The sequence below is a fragment of the Bradyrhizobium lablabi genome, assembly GCF_900141755.1.
GTDB classification, from domain to species: domain Bacteria; phylum Pseudomonadota; class Alphaproteobacteria; order Rhizobiales; family Xanthobacteraceae; genus Bradyrhizobium; species Bradyrhizobium lablabi_A.
In genome coordinates this window covers 2,220,569-2,238,734 of record NZ_LT670844.1, presented here as the reverse complement: position 1 = coordinate 2,238,734, position 18,166 = coordinate 2,220,569, and the positions used below count along the sequence as shown (strand labels likewise).

The 18,166-nt window shown below is 61.8% G+C and carries 17 protein-coding genes, 1 other RNA gene and 1 pseudogene; 13 read left to right on the top strand and 6 right to left on the bottom strand.

Features of this window, described 5'->3' with window-relative positions; genetic code table 11:
* Nucleotides 1–505 precede the first annotated feature (505 nt).
* On the top strand, nt 506–997 hold the full coding sequence (locus B5526_RS10455; RefSeq protein ID WP_079538126.1) for a hypothetical protein: 492 nt from the start codon (nt 506–508) through the stop codon (nt 995–997).
* A gap of 50 nt (nt 998–1,047) precedes the next feature.
* Nucleotides 1,048–2,097, top strand: a pseudogene (gene ftsZ / locus B5526_RS10450) (cell division protein FtsZ); the annotation flags it as partial.
* Nucleotides 2,098–2,706: 609 nt separating this feature from the next.
* Here ftsZ and B5526_RS10445 read toward each other — a convergent pair.
* A complete protein-coding gene (locus tag B5526_RS10445) occupies nt 2,707–3,540 on the bottom strand; it encodes a hypothetical protein (protein ID WP_244562261.1) in 834 nt (277 codons plus the stop codon).
* Nucleotides 3,541–4,864: 1,324 nt separating this feature from the next.
* Here B5526_RS10445 and B5526_RS10435 point away from each other — a divergent pair.
* The 3 genes from B5526_RS10435 (at nt 4,865) to B5526_RS10425 (ending at nt 8,863) form a co-directional block, all read left to right on the top strand.
* Entirely contained in the window at nt 4,865–6,388 is a 1,524-nt protein-coding gene (locus tag B5526_RS10435; protein WP_079538123.1) for a caspase family protein, read from the top strand.
* 170 nt (nt 6,389–6,558) lie between these two features.
* Nucleotides 6,559–7,170 (top strand): tetratricopeptide repeat protein, encoded by a 612-nt coding sequence (locus tag B5526_RS10430; RefSeq protein ID WP_079538122.1) that lies wholly within the window; start codon nt 6,559–6,561, stop codon nt 7,168–7,170.
* 217 nt (nt 7,171–7,387) lie between these two features.
* Entirely contained in the window at nt 7,388–8,863 is a 1,476-nt protein-coding gene (locus B5526_RS10425; protein WP_154071248.1) for a cytochrome-c peroxidase, read from the top strand.
* A 111-nt stretch (nt 8,864–8,974) separates the two neighbouring features.
* Here B5526_RS10425 and B5526_RS10420 read toward each other — a convergent pair whose 3' ends face one another.
* The 5 genes from B5526_RS10420 to ssrA form a co-directional block, all read right to left on the bottom strand.
* Entirely contained in the window at nt 8,975–9,226 is a 252-nt protein-coding gene (locus B5526_RS10420) for a ribbon-helix-helix domain-containing protein (RefSeq protein WP_079538121.1), read from the bottom strand.
* Nucleotides 9,223–9,411 carry a DUF4169 family protein gene (locus B5526_RS10415; RefSeq protein WP_079538120.1) on the bottom strand — a complete coding sequence of 63 codons (189 nt, stop codon included), beginning with the start codon at nt 9,409–9,411 and terminating at the stop codon, nt 9,223–9,225. Before B5526_RS10415 ends, B5526_RS10420 begins: the two co-directional genes overlap by 4 nt.
* Nucleotides 9,412–9,689: 278 nt before the next feature.
* On the bottom strand, nt 9,690–11,108 hold the full coding sequence (fumC, locus tag B5526_RS10410) for a class II fumarate hydratase (protein ID WP_079538119.1): 1,419 nt from the start codon (nt 11,106–11,108) through the stop codon (nt 9,690–9,692).
* An 89-nt stretch (nt 11,109–11,197) separates the two neighbouring features.
* The gene (locus tag B5526_RS10405) at nt 11,198–11,701 is read right to left on the bottom strand and encodes an SspB family protein (RefSeq protein WP_079538118.1); all 504 of its coding nucleotides are present in this window, start codon (nt 11,699–11,701) and stop codon (nt 11,198–11,200) included.
* Nucleotides 11,702–11,871: 170 nt separating this feature from the next.
* Nucleotides 11,872–12,249: a transfer-messenger RNA gene (gene ssrA / locus B5526_RS10400) on the bottom strand.
* Between the two features lie 98 nt (nt 12,250–12,347).
* Between ssrA and B5526_RS10395 the strand changes: the two genes are divergently transcribed.
* From B5526_RS10395 to B5526_RS10360, 8 genes are all read left to right on the top strand, one after another.
* A complete protein-coding gene (locus B5526_RS10395; RefSeq protein WP_079538117.1) occupies nt 12,348–12,950 on the top strand; it encodes a chromate transporter in 603 nt (200 codons plus the stop codon).
* Nucleotides 12,947–13,483 carry a chromate transporter gene (locus tag B5526_RS10390; RefSeq protein ID WP_079538116.1) on the top strand — a complete coding sequence of 179 codons (537 nt, stop codon included), beginning with the start codon at nt 12,947–12,949 and terminating at the stop codon, nt 13,481–13,483. The genes B5526_RS10395 and B5526_RS10390 overlap by 4 nt, the downstream gene beginning before the upstream one ends.
* A 187-nt stretch (nt 13,484–13,670) precedes the next feature.
* Entirely contained in the window at nt 13,671–14,465 is a 795-nt protein-coding gene (locus B5526_RS10385) for a thymidylate synthase (protein ID WP_079538115.1), read from the top strand.
* Nucleotides 14,466–14,473: 8 nt separating this feature from the next.
* Nucleotides 14,474–14,959: a GNAT family N-acetyltransferase gene (locus B5526_RS10380; RefSeq protein WP_079538114.1), complete on the top strand. Its 486-nt coding sequence runs from the start codon at nt 14,474–14,476 to the stop codon at nt 14,957–14,959.
* Nucleotides 14,959–15,471 (top strand): dihydrofolate reductase, encoded by a 513-nt coding sequence (locus tag B5526_RS10375; RefSeq protein ID WP_079538113.1) that lies wholly within the window; start codon nt 14,959–14,961, stop codon nt 15,469–15,471. Before B5526_RS10380 ends, B5526_RS10375 begins: the two co-directional genes overlap by 1 nt.
* A gap of 187 nt (nt 15,472–15,658) precedes the next feature.
* Nucleotides 15,659–16,807 carry an FtsH protease activity modulator HflK gene (hflK, locus tag B5526_RS10370; protein WP_079538112.1) on the top strand — a complete coding sequence of 383 codons (1,149 nt, stop codon included), beginning with the start codon at nt 15,659–15,661 and terminating at the stop codon, nt 16,805–16,807.
* The gene (hflC, locus tag B5526_RS10365; protein ID WP_079538111.1) at nt 16,804–17,769 is read left to right on the top strand and encodes a protease modulator HflC; all 966 of its coding nucleotides are present in this window, start codon (nt 16,804–16,806) and stop codon (nt 17,767–17,769) included. The genes hflK and hflC overlap by 4 nt, the downstream gene beginning before the upstream one ends.
* A 98-nt stretch (nt 17,770–17,867) precedes the next feature.
* Nucleotides 17,868–18,068, top strand: a complete 201-nt coding sequence (locus B5526_RS10360; protein WP_079538110.1) for a DUF2065 domain-containing protein — start codon at nt 17,868–17,870, stop codon at nt 18,066–18,068.
* Nucleotides 18,069–18,166 lie beyond the last annotated feature (98 nt).

Here is an 18,166-nt window from a genome sequence, read left to right as displayed (position 1 = left end):
AACGCCTGGCGGCATTTGAAAAACAACGAGGCCGCCATCGCCGACAGTGAATCGTTTGCAGAACGCGACTCACAGGGCACCTAAATCCGGCTCAACCCGGCGAGTTTGCGGTGCGCTTGAATCACGTCCAAATGTATGCCTTCAACCGGCAAACCCGGACGACCGGCAGTTCCGAGACCACCCCCCCAACCGGACATGTCGCGGACATGCCAAAATCGGCGCGAATGACCCATTTGCGACATTGGCGGCTACCAGCTGAATTCGCTCGGTGCGGGTTTCTGCCTCGGTTAGCGCAGAGCGGACTACACAAATTGGCTCGGCAAGCCCCACGATGCCGGCCCTTTCCGAGGCGAAGTCAGATGGTCTGACGCATCCCGGCCGCGGCACGCTCAAGCGGATCGCCGTTCGCCCGTTAACAGTCTATTAACCAACGCAGCATAGCTTGCGCTTATCGCCCGGTCATCATCAGCCGATTACCGTCCGGTTCGTTCTAGGAGAACAGCCGATGTCCGTTGAGGCGCTGACATATGCCGCTCTAGGTGCCCGCCTGGCAGTCTCGCCAGAGGCCGCTCGTTCGCTTGCCAAGCGACGCCGGTTGCCGCGCTCACTTTCGGATGATGGCAAAGCCCTGGTGAGCGTTGATCTCGCTGAAATACGGCATACGCCCCGGCCGCCACGTGGTCGCCAAGCAGGCAACATCGCCCCATTTGCGGCAAAGATCGAGGCATTGAAGGCGGAGATCGTGCGTCTCGAAGCAAGGGCAGTCGATGACAGAGCAGATTTCGAGCGCGAGCGCGAGCGCGCCGATCGCCTGACGGTTGAGCTGCTGCAGGCGACTGCCGAGACTATGGCAGCCAAGGAGGTGACGGCACGGCTTGAAGATGAGGTGGCGGCTCTGCGAGCTGGCGGCTCGGTCGACAGCCGCGGACAAGCTACACGCCGACTGGGACATCTAGCCGCGAGCATAGTGGAGGCGGACCGCAAGGCTTGTAGGTAGCAAGCCGTGTCCTCTCATTCCCCAGCTTGCCGGAGCAACGTGAGGTAAAAATGACCGACATCACCGATATTCGCGAGATGAAGGCGCGCATTATCGTGCTTGGGGTCGGCGGCGCCGGCGGCAATGCCGTCAACAACATGATCGCGGCCGGGCTGCAAGGCGTCGACTTCATCGTCGCCAATACCGACGCACAGGCGCTCACCATGTCGATGGCCAAGCGCGTCATCCAGATGGGTACCCGGGTGACCGAAGGCCTTGGCGCCGGCTCGCAGCCCGAAGTGGGGCGCGCCGCAGCCGAAGAGGCAATCGATGTGATCCGCGATCATTTGACCGGCGCACACATGGTTTTCGTTACTGCCGGCATGGGCGGCGGTACCGGCACCGGGGCAGCCCCCATTATCGCCAAGACCGCACGTGAGCTTGGCATTCTCACCATCGGTGTAGTCACCAAGCCATTCCACTTCGAGGGCCAACGCCGCATGCGTTTTGCCGAAGCCGGCATCGCGGAATTGCTGAAGGTGGTCGACACCCTGCTGATCATCCCAAACCAGAACCTGTTCCGGGTGGCCAACGAAAAGACCACGTTCGCCCATGCCTTCGCCCTGGCCGATCAGGTGCTTTATTCGGGTGTAGCCTGCATCAGCGACCTTATAGTCAAGGAAGGTCTCATCAATCTGGATTTTGCCGACGTTCTCGCCGTGATGCGCGAGAAGGGCAAGGCCATGATGGGCAGGGGCGAGGCTTCTGGCGAGAAGCGCGTGCTCAACGCCGCTGTGGCCGCGATTTCCAATCCATTGATCGAGAATCCCTCGATCAAGCGCGCCAGTGGCCTCATAATCTCCATCACTGGCGGCAAGGACCTGATGTTATTCGAGGTCGACGAAGCTGCTACCCGCATTCGCGAAGAGGCCGACCAGGACGCCAACATCATCGTCGGCGCGTCTTTCGATGAAAGCCTGGAAGGTATCGTCCGCGTCTCGGTGGTCGCGACCGGCATCGATAATCTCGACCCGGCGCGCCAGACGCAACCGGCGGAAAGCTCACTCACGGAACTCGCCGGCAGGCTGCGCAACGACAGCCGTCGCATCGCCGGCCGGATCGAACGTAGTGCACCGCTGCCGCAATTAGAGAGTCCGGCGGCCCGCCACCCCGAAGGGCGACCGGGAAACCCGAGTTCGGAATATGCGCACCATACGGCTCCGCAGGGCCTCGATCCGTACGGCCGCTCCGCTCCTGTGCGCAATTTGATCGAGGAAAACGTTCTCGATATCCCGGCCTTCCTGCGCCGCCAGGGCAACTGAGCCGTCGTAAGAACCAAAGTAACTCGTTTCCAAGTGCCGGAAGTAGACCGCTGCGACGCGACTTCAAAAAGTCCGCCGTCAAAGCTGCACGCGGACGCAACTCGGCTCTCCGGCTTGGTGCGCACCCTTCTCATGCAGAATGCGGAACAGCAGATCACGGAAAAGCGGAAAAACTCTTACACGCGATCGAAGTACGGATCGCGACTCTTTCGGCGCTGGGAAATACTCTGCCGGGAACAGGGGAGGGGCTAACGATTGCAGCCGGGCGGCTCGCTCTTTTGGAGCTGCAAATGGGGATGGCTTGTTATCGCGAGCTCGCCGCAGAGGCCTATCATAGCCGATTTCGGACCGCCAGATCTGCAGAAGAGCATCGAGGCTCTTCTTTGAGGTGCGCAGCGCGCCGATAATTCACGCTGCTGCGCTGTGCGGGTTCTCCGCTGTTTCTCTTTTTTCCACCTCCTTGGAGCGAGACAGCCATATTGGAAAGCGGAGTAAGCGAAGTAGGCGATCATTATTATCTTTTGGCAGCTCGGTTGGCGCCTCATTGGCTAAACACGAGAGATCTAGTGCAGCGTGGCCGACTCGCACCGCATCCGCGCGTCGGTCCAGTTCGCGCAATAAGGGATCGACTACGGTTTCGACTTCGGTCGCGACGGATGATAGAAAATTATTGAGCTCGCGAGCTTCGGGCACGACTGCCGCCGCCATCTCGGTCGCCTCGCAGAGCTCACTGACGACAGGTGCAAACGCGCTGGCAGTTTGTATGATTCGCTTTTTTATCGCTTCGATTTCGCCTAAAACGTGATTACGTTCCCGCCGTTTTTTTTCCTCAGAAAGGCGTGCTTCGATTTCGGCGATCTGAGCCGTCAGTGTCGTGACATCGGATGCAAGTACGTCGCGTTTTCCGCGCGCGCGATCGAGATCGCGGCTGAGATTGTCCACTAAGTCGTTTTCTCCGAACATTTTTTTTGCTCCGCGTAGGACAGCCGTGACGCGAACCGCCAGCCTGGCAAACGAACGAAACGCAAGATCGGCCGACAAAGGCATCGACTTCGTTCGCGTCGCAGGGGCCGACATGGTGAGTCTAATTCCCTCCAAATCATTCGCATTAGGCGACCGTAGGGTTAACAAGTGGTTAATTTTCAACATCTGATGATGCAGCAGTGGTCCGCCGGACTGCTTCAAATAACCCATCTGATCGATAATGCGCGAGCTTGCGATCCGATGGATCGCGGTGGGCAAAGCGCGTCAGGACCGCGACTTGAGCCTTTGGGTCAAAGCTAGCTTTGAAGGAACGTCCGTTATTGGCACTTTTCGGACCTCACGCGATGTCCGACTTGAGTCCCCAATGCGCATCAAAGCGGACATCCGCCGACGCCTCTAAATTTCTGGGTTCACGCCCTAGAAAAGTCGGGCTCACGCCTTGGAGTTGGTCTCCCGTCCAATCGATACCCTTTCGGAATCGCGCAGAAGCTGCTGAATGTTATCTCAAATATCAGTGGTGCTCTGGATGGATTTCTGAACCACCTCACTGCCCAATCGACCGAACCATTCTTAAAAAGCTGCGGTTAGAAAGCCGCTTTATTTGGACAACAGTGAAAGAAAGTGACTGTCGAGCCGCGATAGATGTACTGAAAAGAGTCGCACTTCAGGATGGATGTCTCCTGGCCAGTGGGAGCTGCATGAATTCCGCCGCGCGGCCGCGCCAGAGTAGCGAGCGAAGCGCACCTCATCGCCCGCAATTTCCTGAACAGCCCCACTGATTTGCCCGACGGGCAAATCACTAGATTCGTGTCCAGCCCCTTTCGAAAAAATATTCCTCTTCGCCGTTTACCCAAATCACCCGTATATCAATCACCGTCTCGTCCCACTCGAGGGGCGCTTCGCGGTCGTCACGAACGCGGGACGGGATGCGGTGGACGCAAGCGGTGCTATTGACGAACAGCGCTAAAGCGGACGGCGAAGTCGTGTGGTCCTGACACCCCGACGCTGGTGTCAAGTTGGCGGAAGACAATTCCGCTGGCGACGGTGGCAAAAGAGCCCGGTCACCGGGGAGAGCACGAAGTAAGCCGTAAAACCATTGCGTGCGGGAATGCCGGGATGTTCCGGTGGACCTGTGGTGACTAACGCGCGTGTTTACTACACTACACGCGCGGCTACGGGTGCATCGGCACCCGGCATTCCCCACGCCCTCATGGGGCGGAGAATTCAGCACAACTCGGGCGCTTTGCGCCGCGGGATCGCGATGTCCTATTCCAGCCGTCATTGCGAGGAGCCAACGGGTCGCGCGAACGCGCGCCCGATGACAGGCTCCGCGACGAAGCAATCCAGCTTTCTCCCCTCGCTCGCTAAGCTGGATTGCTTCGCGGAGCCTGTCATCGGGCGGCGCTTCGCGCCGACCCGTTGGCTCGCAATGACGGTTAGTGTTACTCTTACCGTCAGCGTTGCTGCCGTATCTTTCGGCAAGATATCGGACCGGCTGTGAGCTGGCTCACAGACGCTGCATTGGCGGAAACGTAGAAAAGCTGGCATCTTCGGATCAAATATTTGCGATGGAGGTGTCGCCATGCGCCGTTCCGTTTTTCGCGATTTGTTGCTTGCGTCCACGCTCTTGCTATCTCCGCTCATTTCCGCCTCTCACGCTAGCGCCGCGGAAAACCGGCTGGCGCTCGTCATCGGCCAGTCGGCCTACCGCGCGGTGCCGGCGCTGCCCAACGCCGAGAACGACGGCAAGCGAATGGCGGATTTGTTGACGAACTCTGGCTTCCAGGTCACCGCGGCGCCCGATCTGTCGCAGGCCGACATGCGCCAGGCCATCAGCGACTTTGCCGCCAAGGTCCAGGCTAGCGGACCCGACACGGTCGCAGCGGTGTTCTATGCCGGCCACGGATTGCAGATCGACGGCGAGAATTATCTGGTGCCGGTCGATGTCGATCCGAAGCGCGAAGCCGACATTCCGCTGCAGGCGGTTCGGCTCAACGATCTCATGAACACGCTCGGCGCGCTGCCGACGCGGATGCGCATCTACATGCTCGACGCCTGCCGCAACAATCCGTTCCCGGCGCTGAATGGGACCGCCGGCCACGGGCTTGCGATCGTCGATACCAAGGCCGGCTCACCGGGTTCGTTCATTTCGTTTTCGACCTCGCCGGGCGCGGAAGCCGAAGACGGCAACGGCGATGACAGCCCCTACACCACGGCGCTGCTCTCGGTCGCGAAGCAGCCAAACGTGCCGATCGAAGAAGCCTTCAAACGCGTCCGTGTCGCGGTGAACCAGGCGACCGATGGACGCCAGGTTCCCTGGGAAAGCTCGTCGCTGACGACCGACTTCAAGTTCGTCGCCTCTGACACGGGTACGGGGCAAGGAACAGGTCAAGGCGCCGCGGCGACGACGAAGCCGCCCTCAGCGCCGGCAAAGAGCGCGGACGACTGGCGCCGGGATCTGAAAGGCAAGGAGCCGAAGGTCGCCTATGATCTCGTGATCGCGGACGATTCGGCCCCGGCCTATGAGGCGTTTACCGTGCTGTTCGCCCAATCGACATATACCCCGCGGGTGCGCTCGCTGCTCGAACGCCGGCGCGTGATGGAGGCATGGGAAAATGCCGTCGCGGTCAATACGGCGGCAGGCTTCGAGACGTTCCTCGCGACCTATGGCAGCAGCGATCTGGCGGCCACCGCGCGCAAGATGGAGGAGCGCGTCCGCAACCGCTCGCTCGCAGCCAACGCGTCGCTGCTTCAGCCGACCAATGTCGCGCTGGGGCCGACCTGTCCTTGCAACATCACGCCGGTACCGACGCCGACCTTGAAGAAGAAAGTGGATAAGGAGGACACGCCGCCGCCGCCGATCAAGCATGTCGATCTGCCCATCAAGCGGGTCGATAAGCCTACCCCGAAGCGCAAGCAGCCGCCCGAGGAGGTCGTCGTCGAGCAGCACCCGTCCGGTCCGCCGCCAGGCGCCGTGATGGAAGGCGTCGGGATCGGCCTTGGTATTGGCCTCGGCATGGGCGGCGGCATGGGAGGTGGCATGGGTCGCGGCGGTGGCATGGGCAGCGGCGGCATGCACCCCGGCACCACCGGCGGCAGATATTAGATCGCCGCCCGGCTTACGTCAGGCATTGATTGGTTGCGATGAGTCCGGAAATGGCAACATTCCGGACTCATCGCGTTTCCTGGCAGCAAAATTTCCTCGGGAATGTCCTTTGCCGGCTGGGGTTTATAGAGGCGGCTGGCGGGTTCACGCAGGGAACGCAGGAGACAGGCATGATCAAATCGGTGGTCAAGTTGCTGACGCTGGGAACTTTTTCAATGGCGCTGATCGCCGCGCCCTCGATGATGCCGGCGTTTGCCGCTGGCGGCGGCGGAGGCGGAGGAGGCGGAGGCCCTGGTGGAGAAGACATCATGCACCCCGCTCCCCCGCGGGCGTCGGAAACCAAGGGGACCTACACCACCCACCGGGCCAAAAAGAAGCCCAGCAAACAGTCCTCGGCGTTTGACGACCCCGCCTTTGCCAAGGGTTATCGCGAAGCCTATGCGACGATCTACGACCATAACGACTATGCCGCCGCCATCGAGCAGCTTAAGACGCTCGGCCGCGACGATCACCCGAACGTGGCCAATCTGATCGGCTATTCCTATCGCAAGCTCGGCGACTACAAGCTTTCGCAGATTTGGTACGAGCGCGCGCTGAAAGCCGATCCGAACCATGTGCTGACCTGGAATTATTACGGCCTGTGGCAGATCGAGCAGGGCAACCGCGATCAGGCGGAGTACCATCTGCGCCGAATCGCCGCGATTTGCGGGACCGATTGCGCGGAGTACCGGTCGCTGGCCGCAGCGCTCGAACAACCGCCCGGCACCGGCCTCGTTTATTGAACGCCGCGATGCCACTGCGCGGCGCGTCTCGTTGTGGATGCGCCGCGCAGCCGGTGAAACGTAGCTCACCCTGCGATGGCCGCACTGGCGCTGGGCGCTCCCGATTTGAGGAAATCATAAAATAGAATTTAGTATTGCGGGGCGTTCGCTGTCTTAAAGCGATCGGAGCATGGTGCTATGGCATGCGCGCGGGGTTTAGCGCTGGCAGGGTTCCAAAGTGAAGACAAAGCGTACGCTCTTGGGGATCGTAGCGGCTATATTCGTCCTCACGCCGGGCGCGGGTGCGCCGAACGCGGACCAGCCTAGCTCAAAGCTCTCGCCTCGGGCGCTTGAGGAAATTGCACAGGTCGAGGCCGAGATCGACCGTATCGAAGCGCAGGCTATCGAGCGGCTTGCAGCTCCGCCGGACAATCAGATCCAGCAAATCGAGTTGCTTGGCAAGTTGATGCTGTACGACAAGGATTTGTCGGTATATCGCAACGAGGCTTGTGCCTTCTGTCACATGCCTGAGACGGGCTTTACCGGTCCGGTGTCGGAGTTGAACCGCACGACCGGCGCCTATCCCGGTTCAGTGCGCACGCGATTTAGTGATCGCAAGCCGCAATCGCACGCCTACGCACCGCTGTCGCCCGTGTTGCATTATAATCCGGGACAGGGCGACCTCGTCGGCGGCAATTTCTGGGATATGCGCGCGACGGGACGCCGGCTGGGCAACCCGGCCGCCGAGCAGGCGCAAGGTCCGCCGACCAATCCGGTGGAAATGGGCCTGCCCGATATCGCCTGCGCGGTCTATCGGGCCTCGCAGCGGCCTTATCGCGCGTTGTTCGAAAGCCTGTGGGGGCCGCAGGCCTTCGCGATCGCATGGCCAGGCGATGTGGAAGAGGTCTGCAACCGGCCGGGGCCGCCGATCGCCGGCCAAGCATTGCCGGTTCATCTGAGCGCGATGGATCGCGGCCGGGTCAGCACCAGCTTCGACCAGATGGCGCAATCGATCGCGGGCTATGAAGCCTCTGCCGAAGTGACGTCGTTCACCTCGAAGTTCGACGCAGTCCTCGCGAACAAGGCGAAGTTGACGCCGCAGGAGCAGCAGGGATACGAGCTGTTCCGCGGCCAGGCGCGATGCAACGAGTGTCACCGTGACGGCGGCCCCGGCGAAGACCCGCTGTTCACCGACTTCACCGCCAGCAATATCGGCACTCCAGCCAATCCGAGGCTTCCTTACTATGAGGAAAATCGGCCCGACGCGTTGGGCTATGTTGCCAACCCGCAGGGACCGTCATTCGTCGATGGCGGCGTCGGCACTTTTCTCAGTCAAGGGCATCTCCTCAGCCAGCCCTCCGCGGTGGATCAGCGATGGCTTAAACTGGCGCCGGACAACCAGGCGCGAATTCAAGTGCCGACGCTGCGCAATGTCGACAAGCGGCCGTATCCGGCCTTCGTGAAAGCGTATGGTCATAATGGATATTTCACGAGCCTGAAACAGATCGTGCATTTCTACAACACGCGCGACGTCCTGCCCCGATGCAAACCCCACGATCCCGGTGAAGGTACGACGTGCTGGCCCGCGCCGGAGTCGACCCAGAACATGAACACGAGCAAAGTCGGGAACCTCGGCCTGTCTGACGCAGAAGAGGACGCGCTGGTCGCCTTCATGCAGACGCTGACCGATGGCTTTACGTCGCGGACTCCGTAGCGATCGCGTCCGCATCATTCGCGGAGAGGAAGCGCACGACCAAAAAGCGCCGGGTGGCATGAGGGCAGCGCTGATCCTGGTCTACGAGTTCGTGCCTCAGCGAAGCACGGCCTAGCTCTGCGGCTTCGATTCCGATGCGGTGGGCGTGGCGCGGGTCCGGAAATAATCCAGCACGAAAAGGCGAATGGCGGACGACAGGTTGCCTTGCTGGCGATTGCTGTCGATCTCGCCGACCAGTTCGGACAGCGTCATGTCGCGCATTCCCGAGATTTCCTTCATGCCGTTCCAGAACGCCTCTTCGAGGCTGACGCTGGTCTTGTGGCCGCCGACCACGATCGAGCGCTTCACGACGGGCGATTTCATGATGCGTCCTCGCCGTCGATCCGGTGCTGATCCAATAGTTCGCTCGCACGCCTGGTGCGTTGTTCCTCGCGCTTCCCTTCGGATTTGGTTCGGCCAAATTGCAATCGGTTGGTGTCGGCCTGTTTCGCCGACTGCTCTCGCTCAGCGCGCTTTCTAAATCGCTTCAGGTTGACTACGTCCCCCATGCTCGCCCCCGTCAATTTACAGGTTGAGAGCTGGCGGCATTTTCACGGAGGCGTAGGTGGTCGCGCTGGGTATTAACCGGCTCGCTCATCATCTGGGAAATCCCCGTAATCGTCCTCTGACAGCATCAATAAATATGTTCCGCTCTGCGGAACAGAAAATAATTCATCCTCTACCACGCCGCCACGCAGCGAGGATAGACGATCGTTATCAGTCTTTGGGCATTATCACCCACAACTATTCGCTGACCCCGTATTCGCACGGGGTCGCCGTGCCGCGATCAGCCCGGGTGCGTCATTTTTTCCGGCCGCACCAGCCGGTCGAATTCATCGCCGGAAACAAAGCCCAGCCGCACCGCTTCTTCCTTCAACGTGGTTCCACGGGCGTGCGCCGTCTTGGCAACCTTGGCGGCGTTGTCGTAGCCGATTCTGGGCGCAAGCGCAGTCACCAACATCAGCGAGCGTTCCATCAATTCCCGGATGCGCTTTTCGTCGGCGCGGATTCCCTTGACGCAATGTTCGGTGAAGGAGCGCGAGACGTCGGCCAGCAATTGAATGGAATGCATCATGCAATATGCCAGCACCGGCTTGTAGACGTTGAGCTCGAAATGGCCCTGGCTGCCGGCAACCGTGATGGTGGTTTCATTGCCGAACACCTGGCAGCAGACCATGGTCATCGCTTCGCTCTGCGTCGGGTTGACCTTGCCGGGCATGATCGAGGACCCCGGTTCGTTTTCCGGCAGGATCAATTCGCCGATGCCGGAACGCGGACCGGAACCCAACAACCGAATATCGTTGGCGATCTTGAACAGCCCGGTCGCCACCGAGTTGATGGCGCCGTGCACGAACACATAGGCGTCATTGGAGGCCAGCGCCTCGAACTTGTTGGCGGCGCTGGTGAAGGGCATTTTTGTGATGTTGGCGACGTGCTTTGCAAACAGCCTGGCGAATTTCGGTTTCGAATTCAGCCCGGTGCCGACCGCGGTGCCGCCCTGCGCCAGCGGGTAAAGTTCCTTTACCGCCACGCGCAGCCGCGCGATGCCGCTTGCGACCTGCGCGGCGTAGCCGGAGAATTCCTGGCCAAGCGTCAGCGGCGTTGCGTCCTGGGTGTGGGTGCGGCCGATCTTGACGATGTGCGCGAATTCTTTTTCCTTCGCTCGCAGCGCGCCAAGAAGTTCTTCCAGCGCCGGAATCAGATCGCCGACGATCCGCATCGCCGCGGCAATGTGCATGGCGGTCGGGAACGAGTCGTTCGACGACTGGCTCATGTTGACGTGATCGTTGGGATGCACGGGCTTCTTGGCGCCGAGCTTGCCGCCGAGCAGTTCGTTGGCGCGGTTGGCGATCACCTCGTTGAGGTTCATGTTGGTCTGGGTGCCGGAACCGGTCTGCCAGACCACCAGCGGAAAATGATCGTCGAATTTGCCCTCGATCACCTCGCGCGCGGCGCGGATGATGGTGCGGGCGCGGCGCTGGTCGATGAGCCCGAGCTCGCGGTTGGTCTCGGCGGCGGCAAGCTTGACGATGCCGAGCGCGCGGATGATGTCCATCGGCATGCGGTCGTGGCCGATGCGGAAATTCTGCCGCGATCGTTCGGTCTGCGCGCCCCAGTAGCGGCTGGCCTCAACCTCGATCGGCCCAAAACTGTCGGTTTCAGTGCGCGTGGAATGGGACTGCGATGAGGTTGTCGACCGGTCCATGAACAACGTCCGTTACACGAGGGCCGCATCTTTCGAAGAGAAGTTCACGCGCCCTCATTTTTCGACTGGCGCAGGTCGCCTCGCGCCGGTCATTTCTTGCGGAAGCGATCCAGTCGCACGACTTCGGCGCCCTCGCCGGGCTTGGCCGGTTGGTCCTGATTCTCGGCTGCAGGCGCTGCCAGCGCCGAGGGCGCGGGGGCCGCCGGAAGGTTGGTGGCCGGCGCGTCCGTCGCGGTATCGGACGGCTCGAATTGCAGGCCGAATTGCACCGACGGGTCGAAGAAGCTCTTGATGGCGGTGAACGGGATCACCAGACGTTCCGGGATGCCGCCGAACGACAGGCCGACCTCAAACCGGTCCTCGGTCACGACAAGGTCCCAGAACTGGTGCTGGAGGATGACGGTCATCTCCTCCGGATATTGCGCCAACAGCCGCGGCGACAGCTTCACGCCTTCCGCGGTCGACAGAAACGTGATGAAGAAATGATGCTCGCCGGGCAGCCCGTGCTCGGCGGCGTCGGCCAGCACACGGCGCAGCACCCCGCGCAGCGCGTCCCGCGCCAGCACGTCGTATCGGATATGATCGGTCGCCATTCTTAAGTCCTGTCCATGCTGCCGGCGGACCGGCGGCGAAGCCGGTCGTCCGACTCGCCAATTGACCCATGCTACCCCGGCGGCGGGCCCGGGTCAGCAGCCGTTGCTGCCGATGTCGGAAATTCAGCGATAGGCTCAGGCTCGAGGCAAATTCCCGCTGCCCAAAATGAAGTGGAGGCTTCTGTTGCCAGGTGCCTCCGAACCCCGCCTAGCGGAGCTTAACCCACTAGGACTTTAGACTTGGTTTTTCAAACCGCTTACGCGGCCTGAGCAACCGGAGCATAGTTGTCGTTTGCAACTATTGCATAGCCCGATAACGGCGGAACAATACCGAGAAAAAACACGCCCTTTACGCCCTCGTCGATCCTGTTTCGCCCCCGCCGAAGCCCGCGCCGTTTCGTTTAAGGCGATGCCATTTGCGGCGGGCTTGGGTGGAGGCGCCGGGTGCTGCCCCCGGGTCCGAATGGTTTATTGCGGCGGCAATTTATTTCCATAGCCGGCGAACCGGCACCCCCAATATAGGGGGCAATAGTTGACAAAAACAGAGCTTTTACAACGTTTTCCGGCCTGAAATTCGCAGCTTCCGGCCCTGGAACACGCCGATTTGGGTTGGCCTGGCGGCGCCACCCGTTCTAAATCTTTACCCATGCCCCCGGATTCGCCGCCCGCCGCCATTCTGGCGATGGAACCCCCGACATCGACCCCGCCCGGCCTGATCGCGCTATTTGTCGCGTTCGCCAAAATGTCGCTGGCCGGCTTTGGCGGCGTGCTGGTCTGGGCGCGGCGCGGCATCGTCGATCAGCGCCGCTGGATGACGGCGGACGAGTTCAACGAAACCTACGCGCTGTGTCATTTTCTGCCCGGCCCCAACATCGTCAATTTGTCGGTGGTGTTCGGATCGCGCTTTCGCGGGGTCGCCGGCGCCGTCGCGGCCTTCACCGGGCTGCTCGGTCCTCCCGTCGTGGTCGTGACCATCCTGGCCGCGCTCTATGCCCATTTCGGCGAAATCGATGCCTTGCGGCGCATCCTGGCGGGCGTGTCCTGCGCCGCGGTCGGGCTTTTGATGTCGGCGGTGTTCCGGATGATGATGCCGCTCATCAAACGGCGCGCTCTGGTCGGCCTCGCGATGCTGGCCGCGGTGTTCGTCGCGATCGGATTATTGCGGTTGCCGTTGCCGGCGGTGTTGCTGGTGGCGATCCCGCTCAGCATCGCCATCACCTTTGCCATGCGCCAGCGGGGCGCGGCATGAATTCAGACAACAACCCGGTTTGGGCGTTGGTCTCGACATTCGGCCTGATGTCGCTGTTTGCGGTAGGCGGCGCCAACGCCGCGATTCCGGAAATGCACCGCCTTGCCGTCGACGTTCATCATTGGATGACCGACAAGCAATTCGCCGATGTGTTCGCGATATCGCAGATGTCGCCGGGACCGAATGTGCTGATCGTGACCCTGATCGGCTATGCGGTGGCCGGCGTTGCCGGCGCACTCGCAGCGACGCTTGCGATGTGTGGTCCGACCGCGGTCCTCGCCTATTATGTCAGCGGGCTTCTCAGGCGATCGAGCCATTCGCGTTGGCCCGCCATCATTCAGGCCGCGCTGGTGCCGCTGTCGATCGGCTTGATGGGTGCGAGCGCCCTGATCCTGGCGCTGACCTCCGACCGGACCTGGATCGCCGCATTGGTCACCGCCGCCTCGGCGGTGCTCGCCTTTACGACCCGGCTCAACCCGTTCTGGCTGCTGCTGGCCGGGGGTGTTTTGGGGTTTGCAGGCTTGATCGGATGAAAGTCCTTTGAAACCGGCCAGCGCGCCGGGTGGAACGCGCGCCGCCCTTGTCGTTTGTCAACCGAACCCTCATTTTTCCGGGTATAATCGCGGCCATCGGCCGAATCGCCGCTGTCGATCGGCTGGTCCGGCCGCTAAAATTCGATCCCGCTAGAAAATTCGATCCCAGGGCCCGCAGCGCAACGCCATGAATCAGTATCACGATCTGCTCGAACGGATCCTCGCGGACGGCGCGGAAAAACATGACCGCACCGGCACCGGCACGCTGTCGATCTTCGGCCACCAGATGCGCTTCAATCTGGCCGCCGGATTCCCGATGCTGACCACCAAGAAGCTGCCGCTGAAATCCATCGTGCACGAATTATTGTGGTTTCTCGCCGGCGACACCAACATCAAATATCTCAAGGATAACGGCGTTTCGATCTGGGACGAATGGGCCGACGCCAATGGCGATCTCGGCCCGGTCTATGGCTCGCAATGGCGGTCCTGGCCGGCGCCGGATGGACGCAGCATCGATCAGATCTCCAATGTCATCGACATGATCAAGCGCAACCCGGATTCGCGGCGGCTCATCGTGAGCGCATGGAATCCGGCCGACGTCGACAAGATGGCGCTGCCGCCCTGTCATTGCCTGTTTCAGTTCTACGTGGCGAACGGAAAGTTATCGTGCCAGCTCTACCAGCGCTCGGCCGACGTATTCCTCGGCGTGCCCTTCAACATCGCCTCCTATGCGCTGTTGACGATGATGGTCGCGCAGGTGACGGGCTTAAAGCCCGGCGATTTCGTTCATTCGCTCGGCGATGCGCATCTCTATTCCAACCATCTCGAGCAGGCGCGGCTGCAACTGACGCGCCCGACGCGCCCCTTGCCGGTGATGAAAATCAATCCCGCGGTGAAGAACATCTTCGCGTTCCGCTATGAGGACTTCGCGCTCGAAGGCTACGACCCGCACCCGCACATCAAGGCCGAGGTCGCGGTGTGAGCGATTGAATGTCCCTCACGATCCGCCGCGCGCGTCCCGATGAAGCCGGACTTGTCCTGTCCTTTGTTCGCGAACTTGCCGAATACGAGAAACTGCTCCACGAGGTGGAAGCAACCGAGGCGATGCTCGCCTCCGCGCTGTTCGGCCCCCATCCAAGGCTGTTCTGCGAGATCGCCGAGTGGGACGGTGAGCCCGCCGGTTTTGCCGTCTGGTTCATCAATTTTTCGACCTTCTCCGGACGCTCCGGCATCTACCTCGAAGACCTGTTCGTCCGTCCCGCGCAGCGCGGCAAGGGCATCGGCAAGGCGCTGCTGGAGCATCTCGCAAAGGAGTGCGTGGCGAACGGGTGGTCGCGGTTGCAATGGTCGGTGCTGGACTGGAATACGCCCTCGATCGAATTCTACAAATCGCTTGGCGCGCAGTTGATGGACGAGTGGACGGTGTGCCGGATCGGCGGCGCGGCATTGACGGCGCTCGCGCAAGGAGCGCGCTGATGGAGGTCGTCCTGATCGTCGCGGTTGCCGACAATGGCGTGATCGGCGCCGGTGGCGCGATCCCGTGGCGGCTGAAGAGCGATCAGCAACGCTTGAAGGCGATGACGATGGGCAAGCCCGTCGTGATGGGCCGCAAGACCTTCATCTCGCTGCGCCGGCCGTTGCCCGGACGCACCAATATCGTCGTCACCCGGGACGCCAATTTTCGCGCTGGCGGCGCGGTGGTGACGACCTCGTTCGATGCCGCCCGCGCGGTCGCGTTCGGCGATGCACTGCGGCGTTCGGTCGCGGAAATTGCCGTGATCGGCGGCGCCGAAATCTACGCGCGATGGATGGCGACCGCCGACCGCCTGGAAATCACCGAGGTCCACGCCCACCCCGACGGCGACACTCATTTTGCCGCAATTGATGCGGCGGAATGGGAGGAGGTCGCGCGCGTGCGCAATCCGGCCGGTTCGGACGATAGTGCGGACTTTTCCTATGTGACCTATCGCCGACGAAAGTCGCATTAACTCCGTTACGCAATGTTTAGATTGACAATTATGGGTTCGGGCTTAGCTGCTTCGAGCAGCAAGCCGCGTTGTAAGGGCTGGTTCTGTCCCCTATAAGGCCATGCAGATATTGCGGGGCCCCCGGCCACTTCGCCTGTTCAGGCGGCCTGGTTTAGGCGGATTTGGGCTCTCGCCGAGGAGACAATCGATGCCGTGGAAAAATCAAGGCGGAGGCCCATGGGGGTCCGGTCCGAAAGGGCCATGGGGCTCCGGCCCGCAACCGGTCGGGCCGAGGCCGCCCGATCTTGAGGACCTTCTGCGCCGCGCCCAGGACCGGCTTCAGCAGCTGTTGCCGGGCGGATATTTCTCGGGCGTCGGCGTCGCGCTGGTTCTGGTCGGCGCGCTGGCGATCTGGGGAATGTCCGGCTTCTACCGCGTGCAGTCGGAAGAACTCGGCGTCGTGCTCCGCTTCGGCAAGTATGTCCGCGATGCCCAGCCCGGACTGAACTATCACCTGCCGTACCCGATCGAGACCGTGCTGCTGCCGAAGGCGTTGCGCGTCTCCACCTTGAGCATCGGCATGACGTTGATCGACGATCCGGCGCGGCGCGGCCGGACCATGCGCGACGTGCCGGAAGAAAGCCTGATGCTGACCGGCGACGAGAACATCGTCGACGTTGATTTCACGGTGCTGTGGCGGATCAAGCCGAAGGGCGTCGCCGATTATCTCTTCAACATTCAAAATCCCGAAGGCACCGTCAAAGCGGTCGCCGAAAGCGCGATGCGCGAGGTGGTTGGCAAATCCAACATCCAGCCGATCCTGACCGGCGCGCGCACCACCACGGAGCAGAGCGTGCAGGAACTGATGCAGAGGACCCTGGACTCTTATGGTTCAGGCATCCTGGTGCAGCAGGTGCAGATGCAGAAGGTCGACCCGCCGGCGCAGGTGATCGATTCGTTCCGCGACGTGCAGGCGGCGCGCGCCGACCTCGAGCGGTTGCAGAACGAGGCGCAGACCTATGCCAACCGCGTCGTGCCCGATGCCAAGGGACGCGCGGCACAGATCATCCAGGTCGCCGAAGGCTACAAGCAGCAGGCGGTCGCCGAGGCCAAGGGCCAGAGCGCGCGCTTCCTGAAGGTCTACGACGAATACAAGAAAGCGCCCGACGTCACGCGGCAGCGCATTTATCTGGAGACGATGGAGCGCATCCTCGGCGGTTCCGAGAAGCTCGTCTATGACGGCGGCAATTCGTCCTCGCAAGGTGTCGTGCCGTATCTGCCCCTGAGTGAACTGTCGCCGCGGCGTCCTTCGGCGACAACGGGCCAGCCGCAGCAGCCGAGCGGAGTAACCCGATGAGATCCCCCGTCACAGGCATTGTTGCGCTGATCCTGCTGTTTGCCGTCGTGATCGTCGGCTACAGCTCGGTCTTCACCGTGACGCAGACCGAACAAGCGCTTGTGGTGCGGCTCGGCGAGCCCGTCAGCGTCGTCACCGAGCCGGGCCTGCACTTCAAGGCGCCGTTCATCGACACCGTGATCTCGATCGACAAGCGCATCCTCGATCTGGAAAATCCGTCGCAGGAAGTGATCGCCTCGGACCAGAAGCGGCTGGTGGTCGACGCCTTCGCCCGCTACCGCATCAAGAATGCGTTGCGGTTCTATCAGAGCATCGGCTCGATCCAGGCCGCCAACGTCCAGTTGACGACGCTCCTGAACGCATCGCTGCGCCGCGTGCTCGGCGAAGTCAGCTTCATCCAGGTGGTGCGGGACGAGCGCGAAGCGTTGATGGCGCGGATTCGCGACCAGCTCGACAAGGAGGCCGACGGCTACGGCATCCAGGTGGTCGATGTGCGGATCCGGCGGGCCGACCTGCCCGAGCAGAACAGCCAGGCCGTCTACCAGCGCATGCAGACCGAGCGGCAGCGCGAGGCCGCCGAATTCCGTGCCCAGGGCGGCCAGAAGGCGCAGGAGATCCGCTCCAACGCCGACCGCGAAGCCACCGTGATCGTCGCCGAGGCCAACTCGAACGCCGAGCGGATTCGCGGCGAGGGCGACGGCGAGCGCAACCGGCTGTTCGCCGAAGCTTACGGCAAGGACCCGGAGTTCTTCGCCTTCTACCGCTCGATGACGGCGTATGAGAACGGGCTGAAGAGCGGCGATACCCGCTTCCTGCTCCGCCCGGACTCCGACTTTTTCAAATTCTTCGGCAGCGCGTCGGGCAAGCCGGCGCCAGCGCCCGCGCCAGCTTCGGCGGCGGCGGCACCGGCTCCGGTGGCGGCCGCTGCGGTGCCGGCTGTGCCTGCCGCGCCGAAGCCGTAAGGCGCATTTTGTTCCAGACAGCACAGGACAGGCGGCACGAGGCTCGCTTCGCCCGTCCTGAAAAAGTAAAAACAACATAAACGGGAGGTTCCAGTCCGATGAGGTCCATAGCGTTCGCCGACTTCCTCATCGGTGTGGGCATTTTGTTTGTGCTTGAAGGTTTGATGTTTGCGGCCGGCCCGGCCTGGATGCGCCGGGCCATGAAGAGCGCGCAGGCGACGCCGGACAATGTCCTGCGCGTCGTCGGCATCGGATCGGCAGTTGCCGGCCTCATCCTGATATGGGTGGTCCGGCGCTAGGCCCGGCTGGTTTCAGACCTCGTAAAAAAATGCCGCGGGATCAACGCCATCGTGAGTGGCAGCGTCCGCTTTTTGCCGTAATAAAGGCGGCTGATGGG

What these genes read in the sequence shown, in the direction of transcription:
- B5526_RS10435 (WP_079538123.1), top strand. Translation starts at nt 4,865, where the DNA reads ATGCGCCGTTCCGTTTTTCGCGATTTGTTGCTTGCGTCCACGCTCTTG.
- B5526_RS10430 (WP_079538122.1), top strand. Translation starts at nt 6,559, where the DNA reads ATGATCAAATCGGTGGTCAAGTTGCTGACGCTGGGAACTTTTTCAATG.
- B5526_RS10405 (WP_079538118.1), bottom strand. Translation starts at nt 11,701, where the DNA reads ATGGCGACCGATCATATCCGATACGACGTGCTGGCGCGGGACGCGCTG.
- B5526_RS10360 (WP_079538110.1), top strand. Translation starts at nt 17,868, where the DNA reads ATGAGGTCCATAGCGTTCGCCGACTTCCTCATCGGTGTGGGCATTTTG.
- B5526_RS10420 (WP_079538121.1), bottom strand. Translation starts at nt 9,226, where the DNA reads ATGAAATCGCCCGTCGTGAAGCGCTCGATCGTGGTCGGCGGCCACAAG.
- B5526_RS10385 (WP_079538115.1), top strand. Translation starts at nt 13,671, where the DNA reads ATGAATCAGTATCACGATCTGCTCGAACGGATCCTCGCGGACGGCGCG.
- hflC (WP_079538111.1), top strand. Translation starts at nt 16,804, where the DNA reads ATGAGATCCCCCGTCACAGGCATTGTTGCGCTGATCCTGCTGTTTGCC.
- hflK (WP_079538112.1), top strand. Translation starts at nt 15,659, where the DNA reads ATGCCGTGGAAAAATCAAGGCGGAGGCCCATGGGGGTCCGGTCCGAAA.
- fumC (WP_079538119.1), bottom strand. Translation starts at nt 11,108, where the DNA reads ATGGACCGGTCGACAACCTCATCGCAGTCCCATTCCACGCGCACTGAA.
- B5526_RS10390 (WP_079538116.1), top strand. Translation starts at nt 12,947, where the DNA reads ATGAATTCAGACAACAACCCGGTTTGGGCGTTGGTCTCGACATTCGGC.
- B5526_RS10380 (WP_079538114.1), top strand. Translation starts at nt 14,474, where the DNA reads ATGTCCCTCACGATCCGCCGCGCGCGTCCCGATGAAGCCGGACTTGTC.
- B5526_RS10375 (WP_079538113.1), top strand. Translation starts at nt 14,959, where the DNA reads ATGGAGGTCGTCCTGATCGTCGCGGTTGCCGACAATGGCGTGATCGGC.
- B5526_RS10455 (WP_079538126.1), top strand. Translation starts at nt 506, where the DNA reads ATGTCCGTTGAGGCGCTGACATATGCCGCTCTAGGTGCCCGCCTGGCA.
- B5526_RS10395 (WP_079538117.1), top strand. Translation starts at nt 12,348, where the DNA reads ATGCCCCCGGATTCGCCGCCCGCCGCCATTCTGGCGATGGAACCCCCG.
- B5526_RS10415 (WP_079538120.1), bottom strand. Translation starts at nt 9,411, where the DNA reads ATGGGGGACGTAGTCAACCTGAAGCGATTTAGAAAGCGCGCTGAGCGA.